Origin of the sequence: Marinobacter azerbaijanicus (assembly GCF_030250645.1) — a bacterium.
GTDB lineage: Bacteria > Pseudomonadota > Gammaproteobacteria > Pseudomonadales > Oleiphilaceae > Marinobacter > Marinobacter azerbaijanicus.
This window is the reverse complement of the sequence record NZ_JASSVS010000001.1, coordinates 426599-445777: the sequence shown is the minus strand read 5'-3', so window position 1 is coordinate 445777 and position 19179 is coordinate 426599. Positions and strand designations below refer to the sequence as shown.

13 protein-coding genes are annotated in these 19179 nt (G+C 57.4%); 8 read left to right on the top strand and 5 right to left on the bottom strand.

The features are described 5' to 3' along the window. The first annotated feature begins 211 nt into the window (after positions 1–211). The 3 genes from malE to malG all read left to right on the top strand — a co-directional run bounded on the left by malE (position 212) and on the right by malG (position 3971). Positions 212–1411, top strand: coding sequence for a maltose/maltodextrin ABC transporter substrate-binding protein MalE (gene malE, locus QPM17_RS02060; protein WP_285388365.1), 1200 nt, complete (start codon positions 212–214; stop codon positions 1409–1411). A 165-nt stretch (positions 1412–1576) separates the two neighbouring features. Further along, positions 1577–3070, top strand: coding sequence for a maltose ABC transporter permease MalF (gene malF / locus QPM17_RS02055; protein ID WP_285388363.1), 1494 nt, complete (start codon positions 1577–1579; stop codon positions 3068–3070). Between the two features lie 10 nt (positions 3071–3080). Further along, positions 3081–3971: a maltose ABC transporter permease MalG gene (gene malG / locus QPM17_RS02050; protein ID WP_285388362.1), complete on the top strand. Its 891-nt coding sequence runs from the start codon at positions 3081–3083 to the stop codon at positions 3969–3971. 433 nt (positions 3972–4404) lie between these two features. On the opposite strand, the gene malK is transcribed toward malG, so the two are convergent. From malK to QPM17_RS02030, 4 genes are all read right to left on the bottom strand, one after another. Further along, the gene (gene malK, locus QPM17_RS02045) at positions 4405–5520 is read right to left on the bottom strand and encodes a maltose/maltodextrin ABC transporter ATP-binding protein MalK (protein WP_285388360.1); all 1116 of its coding nucleotides are present in this window, start codon (positions 5518–5520) and stop codon (positions 4405–4407) included. A 90-nt stretch (positions 5521–5610) separates the two neighbouring features. Then, entirely contained in the window at positions 5611–7227 is a 1617-nt protein-coding gene (locus QPM17_RS02040; protein ID WP_422732707.1) for an alpha-glucosidase, read from the bottom strand. Between the two features lie 250 nt (positions 7228–7477). Further along, entirely contained in the window at positions 7478–8842 is a 1365-nt protein-coding gene (locus QPM17_RS02035) for a sodium:solute symporter family transporter (protein WP_285388358.1), read from the bottom strand. 89 nt (positions 8843–8931) lie between these two features. Then, positions 8932–10653, bottom strand: a complete 1722-nt coding sequence (locus QPM17_RS02030) for a diguanylate cyclase domain-containing protein (protein ID WP_285388356.1) — start codon at positions 10651–10653, stop codon at positions 8932–8934. Between the two features lie 154 nt (positions 10654–10807). On the opposite strand from QPM17_RS02030, the gene QPM17_RS02025 reads away from it, so the two are divergent. Continuing rightward, positions 10808–11128, top strand: coding sequence for a TraR/DksA family transcriptional regulator (locus QPM17_RS02025; protein WP_285388355.1), 321 nt, complete (start codon positions 10808–10810; stop codon positions 11126–11128). Between the two features lie 19 nt (positions 11129–11147). Then, on the top strand, positions 11148–12611 hold the full coding sequence (locus QPM17_RS02020; protein ID WP_285388354.1) for an SLC13 family permease: 1464 nt from the start codon (positions 11148–11150) through the stop codon (positions 12609–12611). A 26-nt stretch (positions 12612–12637) separates the two neighbouring features. Here QPM17_RS02020 and malT read toward each other — a convergent pair whose 3' ends face one another. Continuing rightward, the gene (malT, locus tag QPM17_RS02015) at positions 12638–15394 is read right to left on the bottom strand and encodes an HTH-type transcriptional regulator MalT (protein WP_285388353.1); all 2757 of its coding nucleotides are present in this window, start codon (positions 15392–15394) and stop codon (positions 12638–12640) included. Between the two features lie 252 nt (positions 15395–15646). Between malT and QPM17_RS02010 the strand changes: the two genes are divergently transcribed. The 3 genes from QPM17_RS02010 to QPM17_RS02000 are packed head-to-tail and all read left to right on the top strand — an operon-like array spanning position 15647 to position 19179. Then, a complete protein-coding gene (locus QPM17_RS02010) occupies positions 15647–16447 on the top strand; it encodes a C39 family peptidase (RefSeq protein ID WP_285388352.1) in 801 nt (266 codons plus the stop codon). Positions 16448–16505: 58 nt separating this feature from the next. Next, positions 16506–17516 (top strand): transporter, encoded by a 1011-nt coding sequence (locus QPM17_RS02005; RefSeq protein ID WP_285388351.1) that lies wholly within the window; start codon positions 16506–16508, stop codon positions 17514–17516. 37 nt (positions 17517–17553) lie between these two features. Next, positions 17554–19179 carry an OmpP1/FadL family transporter gene (locus tag QPM17_RS02000; protein WP_285388350.1) on the top strand — a complete coding sequence of 542 codons (1626 nt, stop codon included), beginning with the start codon at positions 17554–17556 and terminating at the stop codon, positions 19177–19179.

Genomic DNA, 19179 nt, shown 5'->3' with positions numbered 1-19179 from the left:
CCGGACGGTGGGTGGTAGACGGAATTCACTACGCCTGCCTACTCCCCCATTCTACGCCTCAGGGAATGAAATCAGGGCTGATGCCAGCAACGGCAAATTGCAACACAGTTCGGTTACTCGCAATAGAAAGATTTGCGTTAAGCCCGCCCGGCCAACCTCGTGTCAGGACGGACAACAAGAATAAGGCAAGAACAAGTAGAGGAATCACCTGATGAATCGTCGAACTTTTATCCATAGCACCCTCGCTGCCTCCATTGTTGCAGCATCTTTTGGACTGTCAGCACCTGCCCACGCCGAGATCGAGGAGGGAAAGCTCCTGGTCTGGATCAACGGTGATAAGGGCTATGATGGTCTGCAGGAAGTGGGAGACTGGTTTACCGAGGAAACCGGCATCCCGGTTGAAGTGGCCCACCCGGATAGCGCGACCGACAAGTTTCAGCAATCTGCCGCCACCGGCAATGGCCCTGATATCTTTATCTGGGCTCACGACCGTTTTGGCGAATGGGCCCAGAGCGGCATAATCTCCGAAATCAAGCCATCGCAGAAGGTGGTTGATGCCAATTTCGATTTTACCTGGGATGCTGTGACCGTCGACGGCAAGATGTATGGCTATCCCATGGCTGTCGAGTCTATCGGCCTGATCTACAACAAGGATCTGTTGCCCGAGCCGCCAAAGACCTTTGAAGAGATTCCCGCCATCCATGCGGAGCTGGCGAAAGATGGCAAGCGCGCCATTCTGTGGGACTACAACAATACCTATTTCACCTGGCCAATGCTTGCTGCAGCGGGTGGCTATATCTTTGCCCAGAACGAGGACGGGAGCTACGACGTAACGGATACCGGCGTGAACAATGAAGGTGCCATGAAAGGCGCCAACATGCTGGCAACCCTGATTGAAGAAGAGGTGATGCCCCGTGGTGCAGACTACAGCGCCATGGAATCCGGCTTCAACAAGGGCGAAGTGGCCATGATGATTAATGGCCCCTGGGCCTGGGGCAACCTGAAGAAGAGTGATATTGATTTCGGCGTTGCCACCTTGCCCACGGTTGATGGCGAGCCCAGCAAACCGATGGTCGGCGTTATGGCTGCCACCCTGAATTCCGCAAGCCCGAACAAGGATCTGGCCGTTGAGTTCCTGGAAAACTACGCCCTGTCGGTCAAAGGGCTGAAAATGGTGAACAATGACGTACCCCTGGGTGCCGTCGCCAACAAAGAGTTCATGGATGAGTTGTCGTCCGACCCCAACATTGCAGCAACTTTTGAAAATGCTGAGTTGGGTGAGCCGATGCCGAGTGTGCCCGCCATGGGTGCTTTCTGGTCATCGATGGGGCCGGCCCTGCAGAACATCACTTCTGGAAGACAATCGGTTGAGGATGCCCTGAACTCCGCGGCGCAGCGCATTACCAGATAATGCCGGAACCGGAAATGCCGTCAGCTAACCGGCTGGCGGAGTTTCCCGTTGCGCCGACCTGTTGTTGTAACTCTGCCGTTGCCGGTTGCGGCGGCGGCTTTAAACGGGCTGACTACAATGATAACGGAATCCCTGTCCTCCTACGGACCCGAAAGCAGACCTCCAATGATCCGAATGATTCTTAAATGGGGCGCCCTGGCCGCATTGGTTGCGATGGCGCTCTACCTGATACTGGCACTCTATGCCCAGCGGGAAATCGTGTTCGCGATGCTGTTCCTGGTGTTGACGGCTTCCGCAGTTTTTGTCTTTGTTCACAAGAAGCTGTATGCCCACCGCTACATTTTTCCTGCTGTCGCCGGCATGGGGCTGTTTGTCATATTCCCGCTGATGTACACCGTCGGCATTGGCTTCACCAATTACAGCGCCAGTAACCTGCTGAGCTTCGAGCAGGTGCAGGAGAACCTGCTGGATAGGACCTATCAGTCAGACTCCATCCGCTACAACTACGGCCTGTACGACACTGGTGAAGGTTATGTGATCTACCTTGAAGGAAAGCATCAGGACCTGGTCACTCCGCCCCTGAAGCTGGATGGCTCCGAGGCTGAGGTTCCGGTTCTGCCTGCGTCACGGAAACCAGCGGGCGAGCCCTTGTCCATGCGTGACATAATCCAGCTGCGTTCGGAACTGAGCGGCATTGACCTGCTGACCGAGGATGGACGTGAGCTGAGCATGGCAAGCCTGCGGTCGTTTGCCGCCATTCGGGACCAGTTCACGCTTCATGACAATGGCAGTATTACCAATAACCAGACCGATGTGACCTATTTTCCCGATCACGAAACCGGGTTCTATCGCAGTGCCGATGGTGAAACACTATCGCCCGGCTGGACGGTGAATATTGGCTGGGACAATTACCTCAAGGTGGTATCCGATCCGAGCATTCGCGGACCGTTCTTCGAGATCTTTGTCTGGACGTTGTCTTTTGCTGTGGCGACGGTGGTGTTCACCCTGGCCCTGGGGCTGCTGCTGGCGAATCTGCTGCAGTGGGACCAGATCCGGGGCAAGGGCTTCTATCGCACCATGCTGATTCTGCCCTATGCCGTACCTGCCTTTATCTCGATACTGGTGTTCAAAGGCCTGTTCAATCAGAACTTCGGCGAGATCAACCTGGTGCTGGAGGGTCTGTTCGGGATACGCCCGGACTGGTTCAGTGACCCGGCGCTGGCCCGGACCATGATTCTGATTGTGAATACCTGGCTGGGTTACCCCTACATGATGCTGCTTACCATGGGTCTGCTGCAGGCCATTCCACGGGACCTTTACGAAGCTTCCGCCATGGACGGGGCAGGGCCGGTGAACAACCTGTTCAATGTCACACTGCCCCTGATTATTAAGCCGCTGATGCCGCTGCTCATCGCAAGTTTTGCTTTCAATTTCAACAATTTCGTCCTGATCGCCCTGCTGACCGGTGGTGCGCCCGATATAATCGGGGCCAGTACGCCTGCAGGCACCACAGACCTGCTGGTGAGCTACACCTACCGCATTGCGTTCCAGGATTCCGGACAGAACTTTGGCCTGGCGGCCGCTATCGCCACAGCCATATTCCTGGTGGTGGGCGCCCTGTCGCTGATCAACCTGAAACTGTCCAAAGTAAAAGTATAAGGAGCTTCCCATGGCGATGGTACAACCCCGCTCCACCAAGTATCGCGTTCTGGCATCCCATTTGGGGATGCTGGGGTTCATTGCGATCATACTCTTCCCGCTATTGATGGTGATTTCCATCTCCTTCCGCAGCGGTAACTTCGCCTCCGGCAGCCTGCTGCCGGAGAACCCCTCGCTGGAACACTGGTATCTGGCGCTTGGCATTCCCTATACAGGTGAGGATGGCACGATTACCCAGCCCCCGTTCCCGGTACTGTTGTGGCTGTGGAACTCCATCAAGATTGCGGTGGTATCTGCTGTGCTGATCCTGGCACTGTCCACCACCAGCGCCTACGCGTTCGCCCGCATGCGGTTTGCGGGCAAGGGCTTTGTGCTCAAGTCGATGCTGATCTTCCAGATGTTTCCACCGGTGCTGTCCCTGGTGGCGCTGTACGCCCTGTTCGACAAGATAGGCAATCACGTCAGTTGGCTGGGGCTGAATACCCACGGTGCGGTCATCGTTGCATCCCTCGGGGGCATGGCGCTGCACATCTGGACCATCAAGGGCTACTTCGATTCCATCGACCGCTCCCTGGAGGAAGCGGCCATCGTGGATGGGGCAACAACCTGGCAGGCGTTCCGCTACATCCTGCTGCCACTGTCCGTGCCGATCCTGGTCGTCGTGTTCATCCTTGCGTTCATCATGACCATCATGGAATACCCGATGGCGTCCGTGTTGCTGGTGGACACCGACAAGCTGACTCTGGCGGTGGGGGCGCAACAGTACCTTTATGAGCAGAACTATCTGTGGGGCGACTTTGCGGCTGCAGCAGTGCTCTCCGGATTGCCCATCACACTCATATTCCTGTACTGCCAGAAATGGATTGTTGGCGGGTTAACTGCCGGTGGCGTCAAGGGATGATGCCACTGGAGTGACTCTGCAAGTTCTCCTTCGCCGCCACGGATGATCCCGGGCGGCCCTTCCGCGAGCATTGCGTCTTCCATTTTGCACTTCGCGACCCGGTCAGGCTAATACCCCCCCCCTGCTGACCGGGCTTTTTTTCCTCACAGTTACCTGATCGCTGAACAGTGGCGGCGGGCCTCCCGAAACACGCTGTGAATACGTCCGTGTACGCTCGGCTCCGCCATCCATGGCTCCGCACGGTTTCGGGAGGCCCGCCGCCACTGTCCAGCTAGCTGGGGAATAGTCGATTAATTGGGGTGGTATTCACAGGGTGTTTCAGGAGTATCCCCCCGGCCTGCTCAGCGGTCGGAAAGGAGAAAGACAAAAGGAGAAAGGCAAAAAAAGGGGCCGGTACGTGACGAACCGGCCCCTGGAAAGGTGTCAGAGCAGATCAGAAATCAATGCAGGGCTCGCGGTAAAGGCGAGGGCAGGCGTTGCCGTCCTGGCGGAACAGGTGGCATTTGATGGCGTTGAAGCCCAGGGTGACTTTGGTGCCTTCCTGGACCGGGTCGCTGCCGTCGGTGCGCATGGTGATGACACCGTCCACACCGTTGACGTCCATGTGCACCAGGGTCTGGTATCCAAGCCGTTCAACCACAGTGACTTCCCCGTCCATGTACATATCGGCTTCGTCACCGGTCGTCAGGTGCTCCGGGCGCACGCCAAGACTGACGGACTCACCGGCAGACAGTTCATGACCGTTGATGGCAATTTCCAGGGAGTGATTGCCTGGCAGGGTCACCGTAACGGACTGGCTGCTGGCCTTCTCAACCGTGCAGTCAATGAAGTTCATCTTTGGAGAACCGATAAATCCAGCCACAAACCGTGTGGCAGGGTAGTGGTACAGCTCCATGGGCCTGCCCACCTGTGCGATGGTGCCGTTGTCCAGGGCGACGATTTTGTCGGCCATGGTCATGGCCTCCACCTGGTCATGGGTGACGTACACCATGGTGGCGTCCAGGCGCTTGTGCAGGCGTGAGATTTCGATACGCATCTGTACCCGAAGCGAAGCATCCAGGTTGGATAATGGCTCGTCGAACAGGAATACCGTGGGTTCCCGCACAATGGTGCGGCCAATGGCAACTCGCTGGCGCTGCCCACCAGACAGGTCTTTCGGCTTACGCTCCAGCAGGTTGTCGAGCTGGAGCAGCCTGGCGGCATCGTTAACACGACGGTCAATTTCGGTCTTGTTGGTCTTGGCCAGTTTGAGGCCGAAGGCCATGTTCTCCGCCACGTTCATGTGGGGGTACAGGGCATAGGACTGGAACACCATGCCCACTTCACGCTCTTTGGGTGGCAGGTTGTTGACCCTGTCGTTACCAATGTACAGGTCGCCGGAGGTGATGTCCTCCAGCCCTGCGATCATGCGTAGCAGGGTGGATTTGCCGCACCCGGACGGGCCGACAAAGACCACAAACTCACCGTCATTGATGTCCAGGTTTACGTCGCGGGTTACCTGGGTCTCGTCATAACTCTTGCAGATGTTTCGTAGTGTGACGCTGGCCATAACGTATGTCTTCTTGTTTGATCTATGGAAGCTCAAGAGCCCGGCAATCATCGCGCAGAGTGACCGGGCCGGTTTTTTCAGTGTCGGGGATCAGAGTGTTGCAATCTCGACGCCCCATGCCTGAAGCTCCAGTTGCCTGCCGTTCCAGCTACCACCCACAAAGTCAGGGGTGCCTCTCAGTGGTTGTGCGGGAGCCAGTGTGGTGATATGAACGGGTCTGTCTGCCAGGTTCAGGGTCACCAACAGGGTTTCACCCTGGTAGCTTCGGGTGTATACCAGGGTATCTTTCGGGCTTTTATGAAACTGGATATCGCCCTTGAGCAGAACTGGCTGCTGGGCCCGCCATCCCAGAAAAGCGCGATACGCCTCCAGGATGGAATTATCTTCATCATGCTGGACCGCAACCGCAGCGTTATAGTGCTCATCATAAACCGGCAGCCACGGGCGTGCATCGGAGAAACCGCCGTGGGTTTCCCGGTGATGCCACACCATCGGTGTGCGGCAGCCGTCCCGGCCCTTGTATTCCGGCCAGAAGTTGATGCCGTAGGGGTCGACCAGATCGTGGTATTCCAGCTCTGCTTCTGTCAGGCCGAGCTCCTCGCCCTGGTAGATACAGACGCTTCCGCGGAGGGTCAGCAGCATGGCCATGTAGGCTTTCAGTTGCTGGGCTGAACGGGCTTCCCAGCGGCTTGCCACGCGGGCTACGTCGTGGTTGCCTATGGCCCAGCAGGGCCAGCCGTCGGTGAGTTTCCTCTCGATGGAGTCGACGGTCTTTCGGAAAAAGTCGGCGCCCCGTTGCTCGGTCAGCAGGTCGAAGGAGTAGGCCATGTGCAGCTTGTCGCCGCCACTGGTGTATTCCGCCATGGTCTGCAGGGAATTGTCGTCCCCGATTTCACCCACCGTGGTGGTGCCCGGATACTGGTCGAGCAGGGCGCGCAGGCGCTGCAGGAAGGCCAGGTTCTCCGGGCGGGTCTTGTCGTATTTGTGGAACTGGTAGGCGTAGGGGTTTTCCTTGCGCACGCCAATGGAGCCTTCGGCCACGGCATCGCTGGAAGGATTGTCACGCAGTTTGGGGTCGTGGAAGCAGAAGTTGATGGCATCCAGGCGGAAGCCATCCACGCCCCGGTCCAGCCAGAATTTCACGTCCGACAGCACCTGCTCCACAACTTCAGGATTATGAAAGTTGAGGTCCGGCTGGCTGGTCAGAAAATTGTGCAGATAATACTGCTTGCGCCGGCTGTCCCAGGCCCAGGCCGAGCCGCCAAAAACTGACAGCCAGTTGTTGGGAGGCGTGCCATCCTTTCTGGGATCCGCCCACACGTACCAGTCCGATCTGGGGTTGTCACGGCTGGCGCGGCTTTCAATAAACCAGCGATGCTGGTCGGAGGAGTGGCTCAGAACCTGGTCAATCATGATCTTGAGGTCGCGCTTGTGGGCCTCGGTAATCAGTTCGTCGAAATCTTCGATGGTGCCGAATATCGGATCCACGTCACGATAGTCCGAGACGTCATAACCGAAATCTTTCATTGGCGAAGTAAAGAATGGCGACAGCCAGATTGCATCTACATTCAGGCTGGCGATGTAATCCAGCTTGGCGGTAACCCCGGGCAAATCACCGATACCATCGCCGTTGGAATCGTAGAAGCTGCGTGGATAGACTTGGTAAATGACGGCGCCACGCCACCAGTCCGGGTTTTTGATCATCATGCCTCGCTTAACACCCTGGCGGTGAAAGATTGTTTTTGTCGGGAACGGAAGATTTCCGTGGAAATTGCTTTCATGCATAGTGCGATCAAGCAACAGACCGTTCATCCTCCTGCCGGACTTTTTGTTGGCGTAGCCCGGGGGATGAGGGGGGCGTAGAGGGGATGAGTCGAAAACCGGGGAGCAAGGGAGAGTGGCTGTCCCCCTGCCGATACCATGATCGACAGAGGGTGGGGAGAAAGGCTAGGTGGGGTTACCGCTCCCCGGCAGCCAGGGCCAGGACCAGGCTTACAAGGGTAGACCCGGCGAGTGCGCCCACAAAGGGCAGCAGGGTTGGGATGCCGCCCGGGAAGCTCGCAAGTTCCAATCCGGCCATCAGGGTTCCTCCGGTGACCCATCCGGGAATGATGGCGCCCACCAGGCCAGCCAGGCCACCCAATACAGCTGCTGTGGTGGTCATTTTCTTCCACAGCCCCATCAGTACCGGTATAACCGCGGTAGCGCAGAGCAGGTCGGCAATCAGGAACAGCCTCAGTACCGAAATACCCTGCAGCGAGACAATCACGACAGGAATCATCAGGATGACGGTAATCCATCTTGCCGAGGTGATGGAGAGCCCCTGTTTTTCAGTCACGGCCAGGGACGCCAGGGCGTTCTGCAGGGTGTCCACTGAAGACGCCACCAGTGTCAATGCCAGCACAAGGGCGGGAATGGTCAGCCAGGCCGGGGCGTCAGAGAGAAGGGCAAAGAAGGGAATCGGAGGTGATCCCAGATCCGCCCCACTCATGGCGGCGGCAATGCCCAGGCCACCCACCACGGCAACCACGGCGATGGTGATTACGCCTCCAAAAAGCGCTCCCTGGCGCAACGCCGAGGTGTCGCGAGCGGACCAGAGGCGCTGCCAGTATCCCTGGTGAAACAAATTGGCCGCCGTTACCGCGATAACCAGTGTCAGGGCGACACTCAGTGCGCTGCCAACGGGGGCGGATGGTGCGTTGGCTGTGTTCAGTTCGGGCAATCGCTCCATGGCCACGAATCCGACAATGGCCAGCAGGCCGATTAACAGAAACGCCTGCCACTGATCGGTCACAATGCTGGCTCGCAGGCCACCCCATGCCGTGTAAATCAGTGTGGCGATGGCGACTCCCAGCACCGCGACGTTGCCGTTCACCCCTGACAGGAGTGAGGTGATGGCTCCGATAGCGGTCAGTTCAGCCGTCACGAAACACAACATGTAAAGCACGGAAACCAGTGACACATAGCGGCGAACGGCATTGCCATAGCAGGCTTGGGCAAATTCACCGATACTGCGGCCCTGGGGCAGGTAGCGGCGAATGGCCGGGCCGCAGAACGCAAAAACAATGAAGGGGAGTGCGGCTCCCAGGGCGTAACCGGCCAGGGCAACGGGCCCCACCAGAGCCCCCACTTCCGGGGGTGCGAACAAAATCCAGCCACCCATGCCGGAGGCCAGGAACGACAACCCCAGAGCCCTGGCGCCCTGACTGTTGCGGGCAGTCACATAATCGTCCAGGCCGCCATCAGCAAGGCGTGCACGCAGCCCGAGCCAGGTGAAAAGAATCAGGGCAGCTGCGAGGGCAGCTACGGTGGTGTAAAGCATGGTGGTACTCCCCGCCAGTCGTAAAGTCCGGAATCTTGACACATTACGGGAAGCGCTGCGATAACCTGCCTTCAGAAACAGAGGGCACTTCAGGCGGTTGCGGTGGCTTCGGGGTGGAAGAAGCAATACAGGTTGCGGCCATCACGCTTGGCACGATACATGGCAATATCGGCAGACTCCATCAGCTCGCCGGCACTGGTGCCGTCATGCGGATAAAGACTCACTCCGATGCTGGCGCCAACGGTTACCTGTTGGCCACCAACAAGGTAGGGGTGGACCGCGATCTCGAGAAGACGGGACGCGACATGGTGTACGTCTTTCACATGCTCTATTTCCGGTAGCAGCACGATAAATTCGTCTCCGCCCAGTCTTGCAAGCGTGTCGTCTTCCCGCAGGCAATCCTGAACCCGGTGGGTGAACTGCAAAAGCAGTTCATCACCGATGGCATGGCCGAGAGTGTCGTTGATCTGTTTGAAATGATCCAGATCCAGAAACATGACAGCCAACAACATTTCCTTGCGATGTGCATGACGGATGGCGTGTTCGAGCCGGTCTTCAAGCAGGCGCCGGTTGGGCACGCCTGTAAGCGCATCGTAGTAGGCCAGCTGTCTGATCTGTTCCTCATCCCTGCGGTGCTGGGTAATATCGGTGAAAAGCCCTGCGTAATGGGTGGTCTCGCCGTCGTCGTTGGTAATCGCCGTGATGGTCAGCAATTCCAGATACAATTCACCGGTTTTGCGACGGTTCCAGATCTCGCCGCGCCAGTAGCCGTGGGTCGTGAGCGAGTGCCACATCCGCTGGTAGAAGTCCGCGTCGTGACGGCCGGATGACAGTATTTCCGGTGTCTTCCCGATAACTTCCTCGGGTGAATAGCCGGTGAGCTGGGTAAATGCGGGATTGACGAACTCGATGGTGACATTGGCATCGGTCACCATAATGCCTTCAAACGACGACTCAATAACCCGCTCAGCCAGTTGTAATGTCCTGCGGGACTTGGCCAGCGCCTGATCCCGCTGTTCCAGGGCAGTGCGCAGGTCGTCCAGGTACATCTGCTCAGCCCCCGACAGCATGTCGTGATAGCCGATCAGCCCGATGACGTCGCCATTGTTGCCGGTGACAGCCAGATGCCTGATGTGTTTTTCAAGCAGCAGGTCCCTGGCATGGATCAGCGGCTCGGCTTCGTGCACGGAAAGCAGTGGCTGTGTGGCAAGCTGTGATGCGGGGCTATTGCCCACATGACGGGCGATAAAACGGACAATGTCACGTTCGGTGAGTATTCCCAGCCCGGTATCGCACTTCACCACAACCGCATCGGTATGTTGACTGTGCATGCGGCGGGCCACCTCCGTTACCGGCAGTGCTCCGTCCACGACTACCGCCGGGCGCGGGATGACGGCTTTCACTTCCCTGAGCCGAAGATAGGGCTCAAGCCCCTGGTTCAGGGCCATGTCGGTCTGGGAGAGAATACCAACCGGTGAGTCCTGGTCGTCTACAACGAGAAAATGCCGCCGGCCCTGTTCCCGGAACTCAACGGCTGCCGCTCCGATCTCCATGGAATGAGGCAGCGTTGCAACCGTTGTGCTCATTACCGATGCCACCGGCTGCTGGAGGACGGCAGAGTCTGAAAAGTCAACGGCCAATGCATCATGTTCGGTCCAGATGCCGGCAACCTGTCCACCCTCAACGATCAGAATGGAGCTTACCGCCTGGTCCGCCATACGCGCTGCAGCCTGCGCAATGGTGGTATCGGGCGCGCACTGGAGCAGCATGCCGCTATGCATGATGCGGGAAATGGGAATTTGCCGCCCCATTAAGACTCCTTTATTTTCATTTTTCACAGAGTTGACTGGCATTATTGTGGACTCGATCAGGTCCGGCAATTTTGACAAGCATCAAATGCCTGTCAGGCTTATGCTTTATTGTAAGCGGTAATTATCCGGGGATAACCCCGATACGGGAGGTGCTATGAGTAATCGCAAGTCGGAACTGGAAACCCTGCGTGCTGATCTGAAAGCGCGACTGGCAAAGTACGAGGCCCATCAGCATCGCCAGGATGGCGCTCTTGAGAAGGACTTCGAAGAGCAGGCGGTTCAGACCCAGAATGATGAGGTAGTGGATTCTCTGGAAACCGAGACTCGCAGTGAACTGGCCCAGATTGAGCACGCGCTGGATCGGCTGGCCAACGGGTTGGGGGACGAATGCGAACGTTGCGGGGAGGAAATAGATCCGCGACGGTTACAGGTACTTCCTTACACCACTGTCTGTGTGAAATGCGCTGACGAATAATCCGGAAAAAGGAGACCAGATGTCTGAAGATATCAGATCCGATGACAAACCTGACGGGTTACCACGGAGCAGGGTGATCGGGCTGATTCTGGGCCCCTTGTTCCTGCTCATGACACTGGCACTGCCGGCTCCGGAGGGAATGGGGGCGGAAGCCTGGGCGGCATTTGGTTTGATGCTGTTGATGGCCACATGGTGGTCCACTGAAGCAATTCCCATCCCGGCTACGGCGCTGGTTCCGATTGTATTGATACCGGCGTTGGGTCTGGGTGGCATCAAGGACGCGACTACGCCCTACGCCAACCCCATTATCTTCCTGTTTCTTGGCGGCTTTACGCTTGGGCTGGCCATGCAGCGGTGGAATCTTCACCGGCGCATTGCCCTGCTGACTCTCAGAGGTGTGGGCGACAGGCCCCGTCGCCAGATTGCCGGATTCATGATTGCCACGGCCTTTCTCAGTATGTGGGTCAGTAACACCGCCACATCAATCATGATGCTGCCAATTGGCCTGTCAGTCATTGCAATGATGGATTCGTCCAACCCGGAGGGTGTGCGGCGTTATGCCACAGCATTGCTCCTGGCCATCGCCTATTCTGCCAGTATTGGCGGTATTGCTACCCTGATTGGCACCCCTCCAAATGCCCTGCTGGCTGCCTACCTGAGCGAGAATCAGGGTATCTCCGTTGGCTTTGCCCAATGGATGCTGCTGGGGGTGCCGGTGTCGCTGGTCATGCTGACGCTGACATGGTGGTGGCTGTGTCGCAGGGATTTCGCCCTGGGTAGCCAGGCCGGCAGTGGTGACATGATACGGGACGAACTGAAATCCCTTGGCCCATTGCAGAAAGGCGAAAAACTGGTGGCGCTGGTGTTTGTGGTGACCGCCGCTACATGGATTTTCCGGCCTCTTCTGTCCGATGGCCTGATGCCCTGGCTCAGCGATACCGGCATTGCCATTGCAGCTGCCATCGCCATGTTCCTGATACCGGTGAACCTTAAAGAGCGGGTGTTTGTGCTTGACTGGGAGACGGCCCAGGGTATTCCCTGGGGCGTATTGCTGTTGTTCGGTGGTGGCCTTGCCATGGCCGGGGTGATCAGCAGCTCAGGCCTGGCGGAATGGATAGCCGAGAGCCTGTCAGTGGCGGGCCATCTGCCGGTTCTGGTGATGATCGCCCTGGTGGTGGCGGTTATCATTTTCCTCACCGAGGTGACCAGCAATACCGCCACAGCAGCGGCGTTCCTGCCGTTGCTGGGCGCGCTGGCAATGTCCCAGGAGTTGTCGGTGCTGTTGCTGACGGTCCCGGCCGCGGTTGCTGCCAGCTGTGCGTTCATGATGCCGGTGGCGACCCCACCCAACGCCATTGTTTTCTCCAGCGGCCACATGCGCATTCAAGACATGATCCGCGCCGGATTCGCCCTGAATGTGCTTGGCATCGTTGTCGTGACAGGGCTCAGCTATCTGTTGCTGGGGGTGGTGTTCTCACTGTAAGCCACCAGGTGCCGGGGGCGCCGGCACTATTCTCCCTGAATCTTGCTGAGCAGGTCCTTGGCCAGTTCGATAGCCTCGGACCGGTGGCTGATGTTCTGCTTCTGGTAGAGGCTGCGGATATGAGTCTTGACGGTTGTTGAGGCCACCTTCAGGTGCTCGGCAATCTGGTCGTTCGACAGGCCGGCATGGATCAGGCTCAGTATCTGCCACTCGCGACGGGTTAGCGGTGACGTCCGGATCAGTTCTGGTACATCGGGGCGGTCGATTATGTCCTGAATGATCGCTTCATCCAGGGAGATGCGAATGGCGCGACTGAAGTCCCGTTGCTGCTGTGCGAGTTGAATCAGCCGTTCGGCACGTTGTAGCTCCATGCCGTCGATGGCGTCATCATTGATCAGTGCCTTAAGAATGACAATCAGCACCTTGCCCATGCGAAGAAAACTACCAACAGCGCCGGTGGTGCTGGCCAGTTGGAGCGCCACCACCATGTGCCTGAGGGCATTTTCCCGATCATCGGTATCCCAGTACAACAGGGCCAGTGCAATGTGATTGCGGTTCAGGTCGGTCTTCAGCCCAACCCGCTCCGCGACAGCCTGCAGCCCGGACAGCAGGGGCTGTGCCTTGCTGTGCAGGCCAAGGCTCATATAGGCCCGGGCCCGATTGCGGCCGTTACATTGATTAAAATGGTTGGTGGCGCTGTCGGGATTCACCGGTGGTGCGATGGTCAGCCAGCGCTGGATGGCCTCATAGTCTTTGACGGCGTCCCAGTAGGCCAGCATGGTGGCGTGGGCATTGGCAACCCAGTCCAGATGATAATCACCTGAGGCCAGCATTTTCTGTATCTTGGCAATGTAGTCAGCGCAAAGGCTCTGGCGGCCCCGGGCATGGGCGACCTTGGCCAGGGATGTGTAGCTCTGCACATGCCAGCGTTCGCCCTGCGCCTCAAGAATCTCGATGCCCTGCAAAGCGCAGCGTTCGGCATTTTCCAGGTGGTGCCATTCCCACATGATCTGGCTGCGGATCCGGAACAGGAACTCCAGGATCGGAAGGTGGTTGAGGTTGTTTTCCTCGGCATACTGGAAACCACGTTCCTGGATATTGTAGGCCTTTTGCAGCAGGCCCATGGCCACGCTGATTTCGGATTGCTGGCACAGGGCCCAGATCACGTTCTGGTGGGCCTGGTGGGCACGGGCAAGGTGCTCGGTTTCCTGCATGCGGGCCAGGGCTTCCTCGAGTTCGCCCTGAACAAACAGTGCCTCTCCGATTACCGAAGCGGCGGCAACGCGAGAGGTGGGAAGGTAACGAGCTTCCTGGTCAATGGCTTCCCGCGCCAATGCAAGCGCCCGCTCACCATCACCATAATTCATCGCGACTTGCGCCCTGATGGCGCTGAACTCGCCGTAGACAGCCCGCTGGGTGTCCTCGGTCATGGATGTTTCCAGCCTGGATTCGGCCGCGGACAGCCAGTTTTCCACGTCGTCGAACTGGTACTGGCCCTGGGCCACCCAGGCCCGGAGCAGCGTCAGGGTGGGATCCCGGGCAATGATGTCCTGAGGCAGGGCGTCGAGGCATCGTTGCAGCAGGATAAACTGCCCCTCGGTGAAAAACTTGCGCCCGTGCTGGGTCAATACGCGGGTAATCCGCTCCGCGTCATCCGCTTCGATGGCGTGCCGTGCCGCCTCCTCTGCGTGGTCCAGTTCCAGCCAGGCATCGCAGGCACGTTGGTGCAGCCGATGTCGGTTTTCCTCGGTTGTGCAGCTCAGCAGATGCCGGAGGTACACGGAGAACAACGGGTGATAGCGGAACCACAGCGCCGAATTGTCCACTGGTGTGATAAACAGCCCCATGGCAAGCAGGCTGCTGAGTAGCGCCTGGCCGTCGCTGTCATCCATGACCCGCATCACCATTCGCGCGTTGAAACGGTCCAGTATGCTGGTGCGTAACAGGAACTTCCGCTGCTGCTCGGTGAGACCGTGGCCAACCAGTTCGTCGAAATAGTCGAAGATATGCTGGTTGCCGAACTCCAGTTGATCCACAAAATCGTTGAACTCAACACTGGTCATTGCCGAGGCTGACAGAAGCTGGAGTGCGGACACCCAACCCTCAACACGCCTCACAGCCCTTTCAATACTCTCCCGGGAAATCTCGAACGGCAGTCGGCTGTCGAAATAGTGTTGTGCCTCATCGGCGCCAAAGGCCAGGTCCCGGGAGGTGATTTCAGACATCCTGCCCTGCATGCGCAACTGGGCGACACCAATGGGTGGGATGGTCCGGGTATTCAGTACCAGCGTGAGGCAGGCGGGCTGATGCCGGAGCAGGAAGCGCAAGGCATTGTGTATCTCAGGGCTGTCAATCACATGGTAGTCGTCAAGAACCAGGTACAGCGGAGCTTCGTCCAGCTGGAGCTCCGCGAGAAGGTCCGTGAGGAACTCTTCGAGGTCGTCGTAACCTTCACCCTGCAATTTACGCAGTGTGGCTGAACAGCTACCGGGTACCGCCATTTCCAACGCATTGGCCAGATAGCCTGCGAACCGGGCCGGGTCGTTGTCTCCAGTCTCCAGCCGATACCATGCGGTGGTCGCCTCAAGTGCCTGAAGCCGGTCGGCCACCGTAGTTGTCTTGCCATAACCGGCCGGGGCATGAACCAGAAGCAGGCTCACCGGCTCCAGGTCATGGAGGAGGTCATTGAATTTTTCCCGGGGTAATAAGGCAGGGGGTGGTTGGGGGCTCTGGTTCTTGGCGGCAATAAACGTCAGTTGTCCCGGCTTCAGTGTTGTTGTCATCAGGATCTTCAGTAATTGGTGTCAGACAATGGCAAAGGATGTGATACCGGCTTTCACTGTCGGCGTCAACTTCTCTCTGGTGTGTTTTGACGTGCATGAACCAGTTCTCAAAACTGGCAGGAAGGGCCTCTTCTGCAGCGGCAGATTTGAGGCACAGTTATCTTTAAGGGGTTAGCGATTTCGGTATCTTACCGTAACAAGATGTAACTCGGGAAACGTCATGTCTGATAACAACAGGGACTTCATCTGACCATGCTGCTGGTACTCGCCGGATCCATACTCACATTCACCATGGCCCAGGAGGCAGTTGTTGTTGAGCCTTATCAGCAGGGTACTGTCGTGATTGAGCAGGATTTCGACACCAGCCCCATTGAGTTGCGAACCGACACACGAGTGGAGCCACTGGTAGAACAGCAGTTCCGCAATATTGTTCGCCAGGCCTATGACTACAGTTGCGGCAGTGCCGCCCTGACCACCGTTCTCAATTTCTATCTCGGCAGGAACCTTGGGGAGCGGCAGGTGATGGAAGGCCTGCTTCATTATGGAGAAAGTGAGCGCATCGTCCAGCGCCGGGCCTTCTCCATGCTCGATATGAAGCGGCTGGTGACGGCTCTGGGTTACCCGTCCGGAGGCTTCCGCGCCACGATTGAAGACCTTATCGATCTTGACCATCCGGCTATCGTGCCCATCGAACATGCCGGCTTCAAGCATTTCGTGGTGCTGAGAACCATCCGTGACGGGCGTGTTTACCTGGCTGACCCCGCAGTCGGCAACATTTCCTTTACCCTCGCCCAGTTCGAGGAAAAGTGGGACGACAACGTCCTTTTCATTGTGTTTCCCGGTAGCGACAAGCCTCTGGATTACCTTGAGTTGAAGGAAGAGGACCTGCGGTTTGTGGATGACCAGACAATGACATTGCTGGCACTTCAGAAGATTCCCGAATTTCACGAATCTACCGAACGCCGGATCCGGAACATGCTGGAACGCCAGAAAAACAACCCGGACGGCAGTGTCGAGAACACCAGAAAGCAGCTGTTCTACCGCCGTAATTAGCGTCCGGGGCGCAAAGCCCTGGCACAGGAACCATTACAAGTAAAATAAGGGAGTCAGGATGAATCGTTGGTTAGTGCGAGGTTTTATCCTTGTTTCCGTGACCGGCCTTTACCCAAGCGTGGCGCTGTCGCAGGAAGGAAACGTAGATCAGGCCAGGGAGGCGCTTGCGAAACAGGAGGGTGATGAAGACTCCTCGAAGCAGCTGGAAGAGGTTTTCCAGTCTGCGGAGACGAGTTATTCGCTTCAGAAGGAGGGTACTCACGCGCTTAATTACTCCTTTGACTATTCCTACACTGGCGACCAGCGTCTGGATCTGGCTATCACCGATGGCTCGGTTCGTAATCTGGACGTTGTTCCCTCTGCCACCCACAGCTTCACCAACGCGTTTTCCTACGATTATGGGTTGCTGGATAACCTGACCGTGGGTACTCGCATTCCGCTCGTCGTCAAGCACGACACCCAGGACGAACTCAGCGTTTACGATTTCGGAGACATATCGGCCACCGCTCGCTGGCAGCCGTTCTCCTATGTCCCGGGTAAGATGTCCACCACGGTATTTGGTACCTTTACCTCCAAGACCGGCGTCAGTCCCTATGAAATCGATATCGATGAACAGCTTTCCACCGGCAGCGGATATTACTCGTTTGCCGGTGGTTTGAGTTTTTCGAAAGTGCTGGATCCGGTGGTGGTGTTTGGTTCCACGAGTGCTACCTACAATCTCCCCGAAACCGGGCTTCAGCAGGTACGCGGCGCACGGGTTCTGGAAGAGGTTGAAGCAGGCTTCGGGCTCTCTGCGTCTGGCGGTTTTGCCTACTCTCTCTCCTATGACATTTCCCTCAGTATTTCTGCGCAGCTGAGTTATTCCGACGAAACCATCCTGTCTTTCAGTGACGGCTCCGAGGCTGTGGCCCAGGACCAGATGAGCGGCTTTCTCAGTATGTCGCTGGGTACCCGTGTTAGCGATACCACCATTGTTAATACCAGCCTTGGTATTGGCCTGACCGAAGACGCACCTGATTTCTCGCTGGGCGTGTCCCTGCCCATCAGATTTTCAGGTCTCAAAGAGTGAATTCAGCCTCTGACGTTTTACGGGAAGGGAAGATTTCATGGGTATAACCAGCCACAAAAAACGGATTGCCGGTGCCATCATGGCGGCCTCGGTAACCTGTGGTGTCGAGGCGCAGCTGGCACAGAACCTGACCATTCACCCCAAGGCCCTGGCGCTGGGGAACGCGGTTACTGCAGATCCGCCGGGCATCATGGCCATTCACTACAATCCAGCGGGTCTGACAAGGCTCGATGGCCGTCAGCTTGAAGTGAACCTGATGAGTGTCTATCTGGACATTGATGCGGATTTCCATGCTCCCGAGGGCTACGAGATCTTCGGCATAGATGGCCTCGAAACGGATCCACTGACCGGTAAACAGCGGGACCCGGTTGCCAATACACACAGCCACACCAACAATGTTGCGCTGTATGTGCCCGGGTTCGGTATTCTGCGGGCTCCACCCGGCCCTGCGCTGGCGCCGTCTGCCGGTATCAGTATCAATCCTCCGGGCTCGAAGCTGACGTTCGGTAATGCCTTCTATCTGCCTCTGGCCGCCGGTTTCTATCGCGACAAGGATGACCCGGGTCGCTACATGCCACAGGCCACAGCGCTTCAACGGACAACTTACCTGTCTCCGACGGTCGGCTATAAGATCAATGACGAATGGGCGGTGGGCGCCGGTATCCACCTGTCTCACATGGGGATAGCCGCCGATCAGTACATGCGTGCCCCCAACATGCTGCTGGGTGTCGCAGAAGTACTCCAGGATGCCTTTAACTGTGAAAGCGGAGATGAACCCCTCCAGCCCTGGCTGGCGCTTTGCGGCGGTAATGTCGGGCCGTGGGATGACATTGGCGCGCTCAGCATCAATGTGCAGGAAACCCTGTCACCCACTTATGCCCTCGGGGTGATGTGGGAACCTAACGACTGGTTCACCTGGGGCGCAAGCTACACCTCGGAAGCGGACATGAATCTCAAAGGTACCTTTGAGATTGAATACACGGAGGACTGGTCCGGTTTCTGGCAGAGTGTGAATGGTTCGGTACTGGGTGCCATCACTTCGGCAATTCTGAGCCTGCCTTCCGGCGCGCCCAGGGAGGCGGGTAACGTCTCCATGGATCTGACCTACCCCCAGCACTTCCAGACTGGTATCAGCGTGGACGTGCACCCCAAATTGACCGTAAACGTAGACGTGGGCTGGACCGACTACAAACAGTGGGACGCGTTCGTGTTCAGGTTCGACCGCAACCTGGAGTTCCTCAATGCGGCCAGAATCCTGTCACCGGAGAACGCAACGCCCAGCACCTTGCGGTTGCCGCTTGGTTTTACAGACCAGTGGAACTGGGGCTTCGGACTGGAATTCCACGCCTCATCCCGCCTGGATCTCCGGGCGGGCGTGGAAATCCGGGATTCGGTCATCCCGGATGACCAGCGCAGTATCATGGCGCCATTCGGGGGTGCCAATCTCTACAGTATTGGCATGGGCTATCAGTGGGACAAGGATACCGAAATTGACATGAACCTGAGTTACCTGCAGTCCATTGAGACGATTCCGGCCAATGGCAGTTGTAACCTGAACTGTGACAACATAACCAATATTATCTATAACCCATACGCGGGGCTGGATGTAAAAACGTCGCTGCGGGTTGTAATGGCGGGCCTCAGTTTCCGCACCAAATTCTGA

Excerpts from the sequence above, each read along its gene's own strand:
- malE (WP_285388365.1), top strand. The coding sequence starts at position 212 with ATGAATCGTCGAACTTTTATCCATAGCACCCTCGCTGCCTCCATTGTT.
- malF (WP_285388363.1), top strand. The coding sequence starts at position 1,577 with ATGATCCGAATGATTCTTAAATGGGGCGCCCTGGCCGCATTGGTTGCG.
- malG (WP_285388362.1), top strand. The coding sequence starts at position 3,081 with ATGGCGATGGTACAACCCCGCTCCACCAAGTATCGCGTTCTGGCATCC.
- malK (WP_285388360.1), bottom strand. The coding sequence starts at position 5,520 with ATGGCCAGCGTCACACTACGAAACATCTGCAAGAGTTATGACGAGACC.
- QPM17_RS02040 (WP_422732707.1), bottom strand. The coding sequence starts at position 7,227 with ATGATGATCAAAAACCCGGACTGGTGGCGTGGCGCCGTCATTTACCAA.
- QPM17_RS02035 (WP_285388358.1), bottom strand. The coding sequence starts at position 8,842 with ATGCTTTACACCACCGTAGCTGCCCTCGCAGCTGCCCTGATTCTTTTC.
- QPM17_RS02030 (WP_285388356.1), bottom strand. The coding sequence starts at position 10,653 with ATGGGGCGGCAAATTCCCATTTCCCGCATCATGCATAGCGGCATGCTG.
- QPM17_RS02025 (WP_285388355.1), top strand. The coding sequence starts at position 10,808 with ATGAGTAATCGCAAGTCGGAACTGGAAACCCTGCGTGCTGATCTGAAA.
- QPM17_RS02020 (WP_285388354.1), top strand. The coding sequence starts at position 11,148 with ATGTCTGAAGATATCAGATCCGATGACAAACCTGACGGGTTACCACGG.
- malT (WP_285388353.1), bottom strand. The coding sequence starts at position 15,394 with ATGACAACAACACTGAAGCCGGGACAACTGACGTTTATTGCCGCCAAG.
- QPM17_RS02010 (WP_285388352.1), top strand. The coding sequence starts at position 15,647 with ATGCTGCTGGTACTCGCCGGATCCATACTCACATTCACCATGGCCCAG.
- QPM17_RS02005 (WP_285388351.1), top strand. The coding sequence starts at position 16,506 with ATGAATCGTTGGTTAGTGCGAGGTTTTATCCTTGTTTCCGTGACCGGC.
- QPM17_RS02000 (WP_285388350.1), top strand. The coding sequence starts at position 17,554 with ATGGGTATAACCAGCCACAAAAAACGGATTGCCGGTGCCATCATGGCG.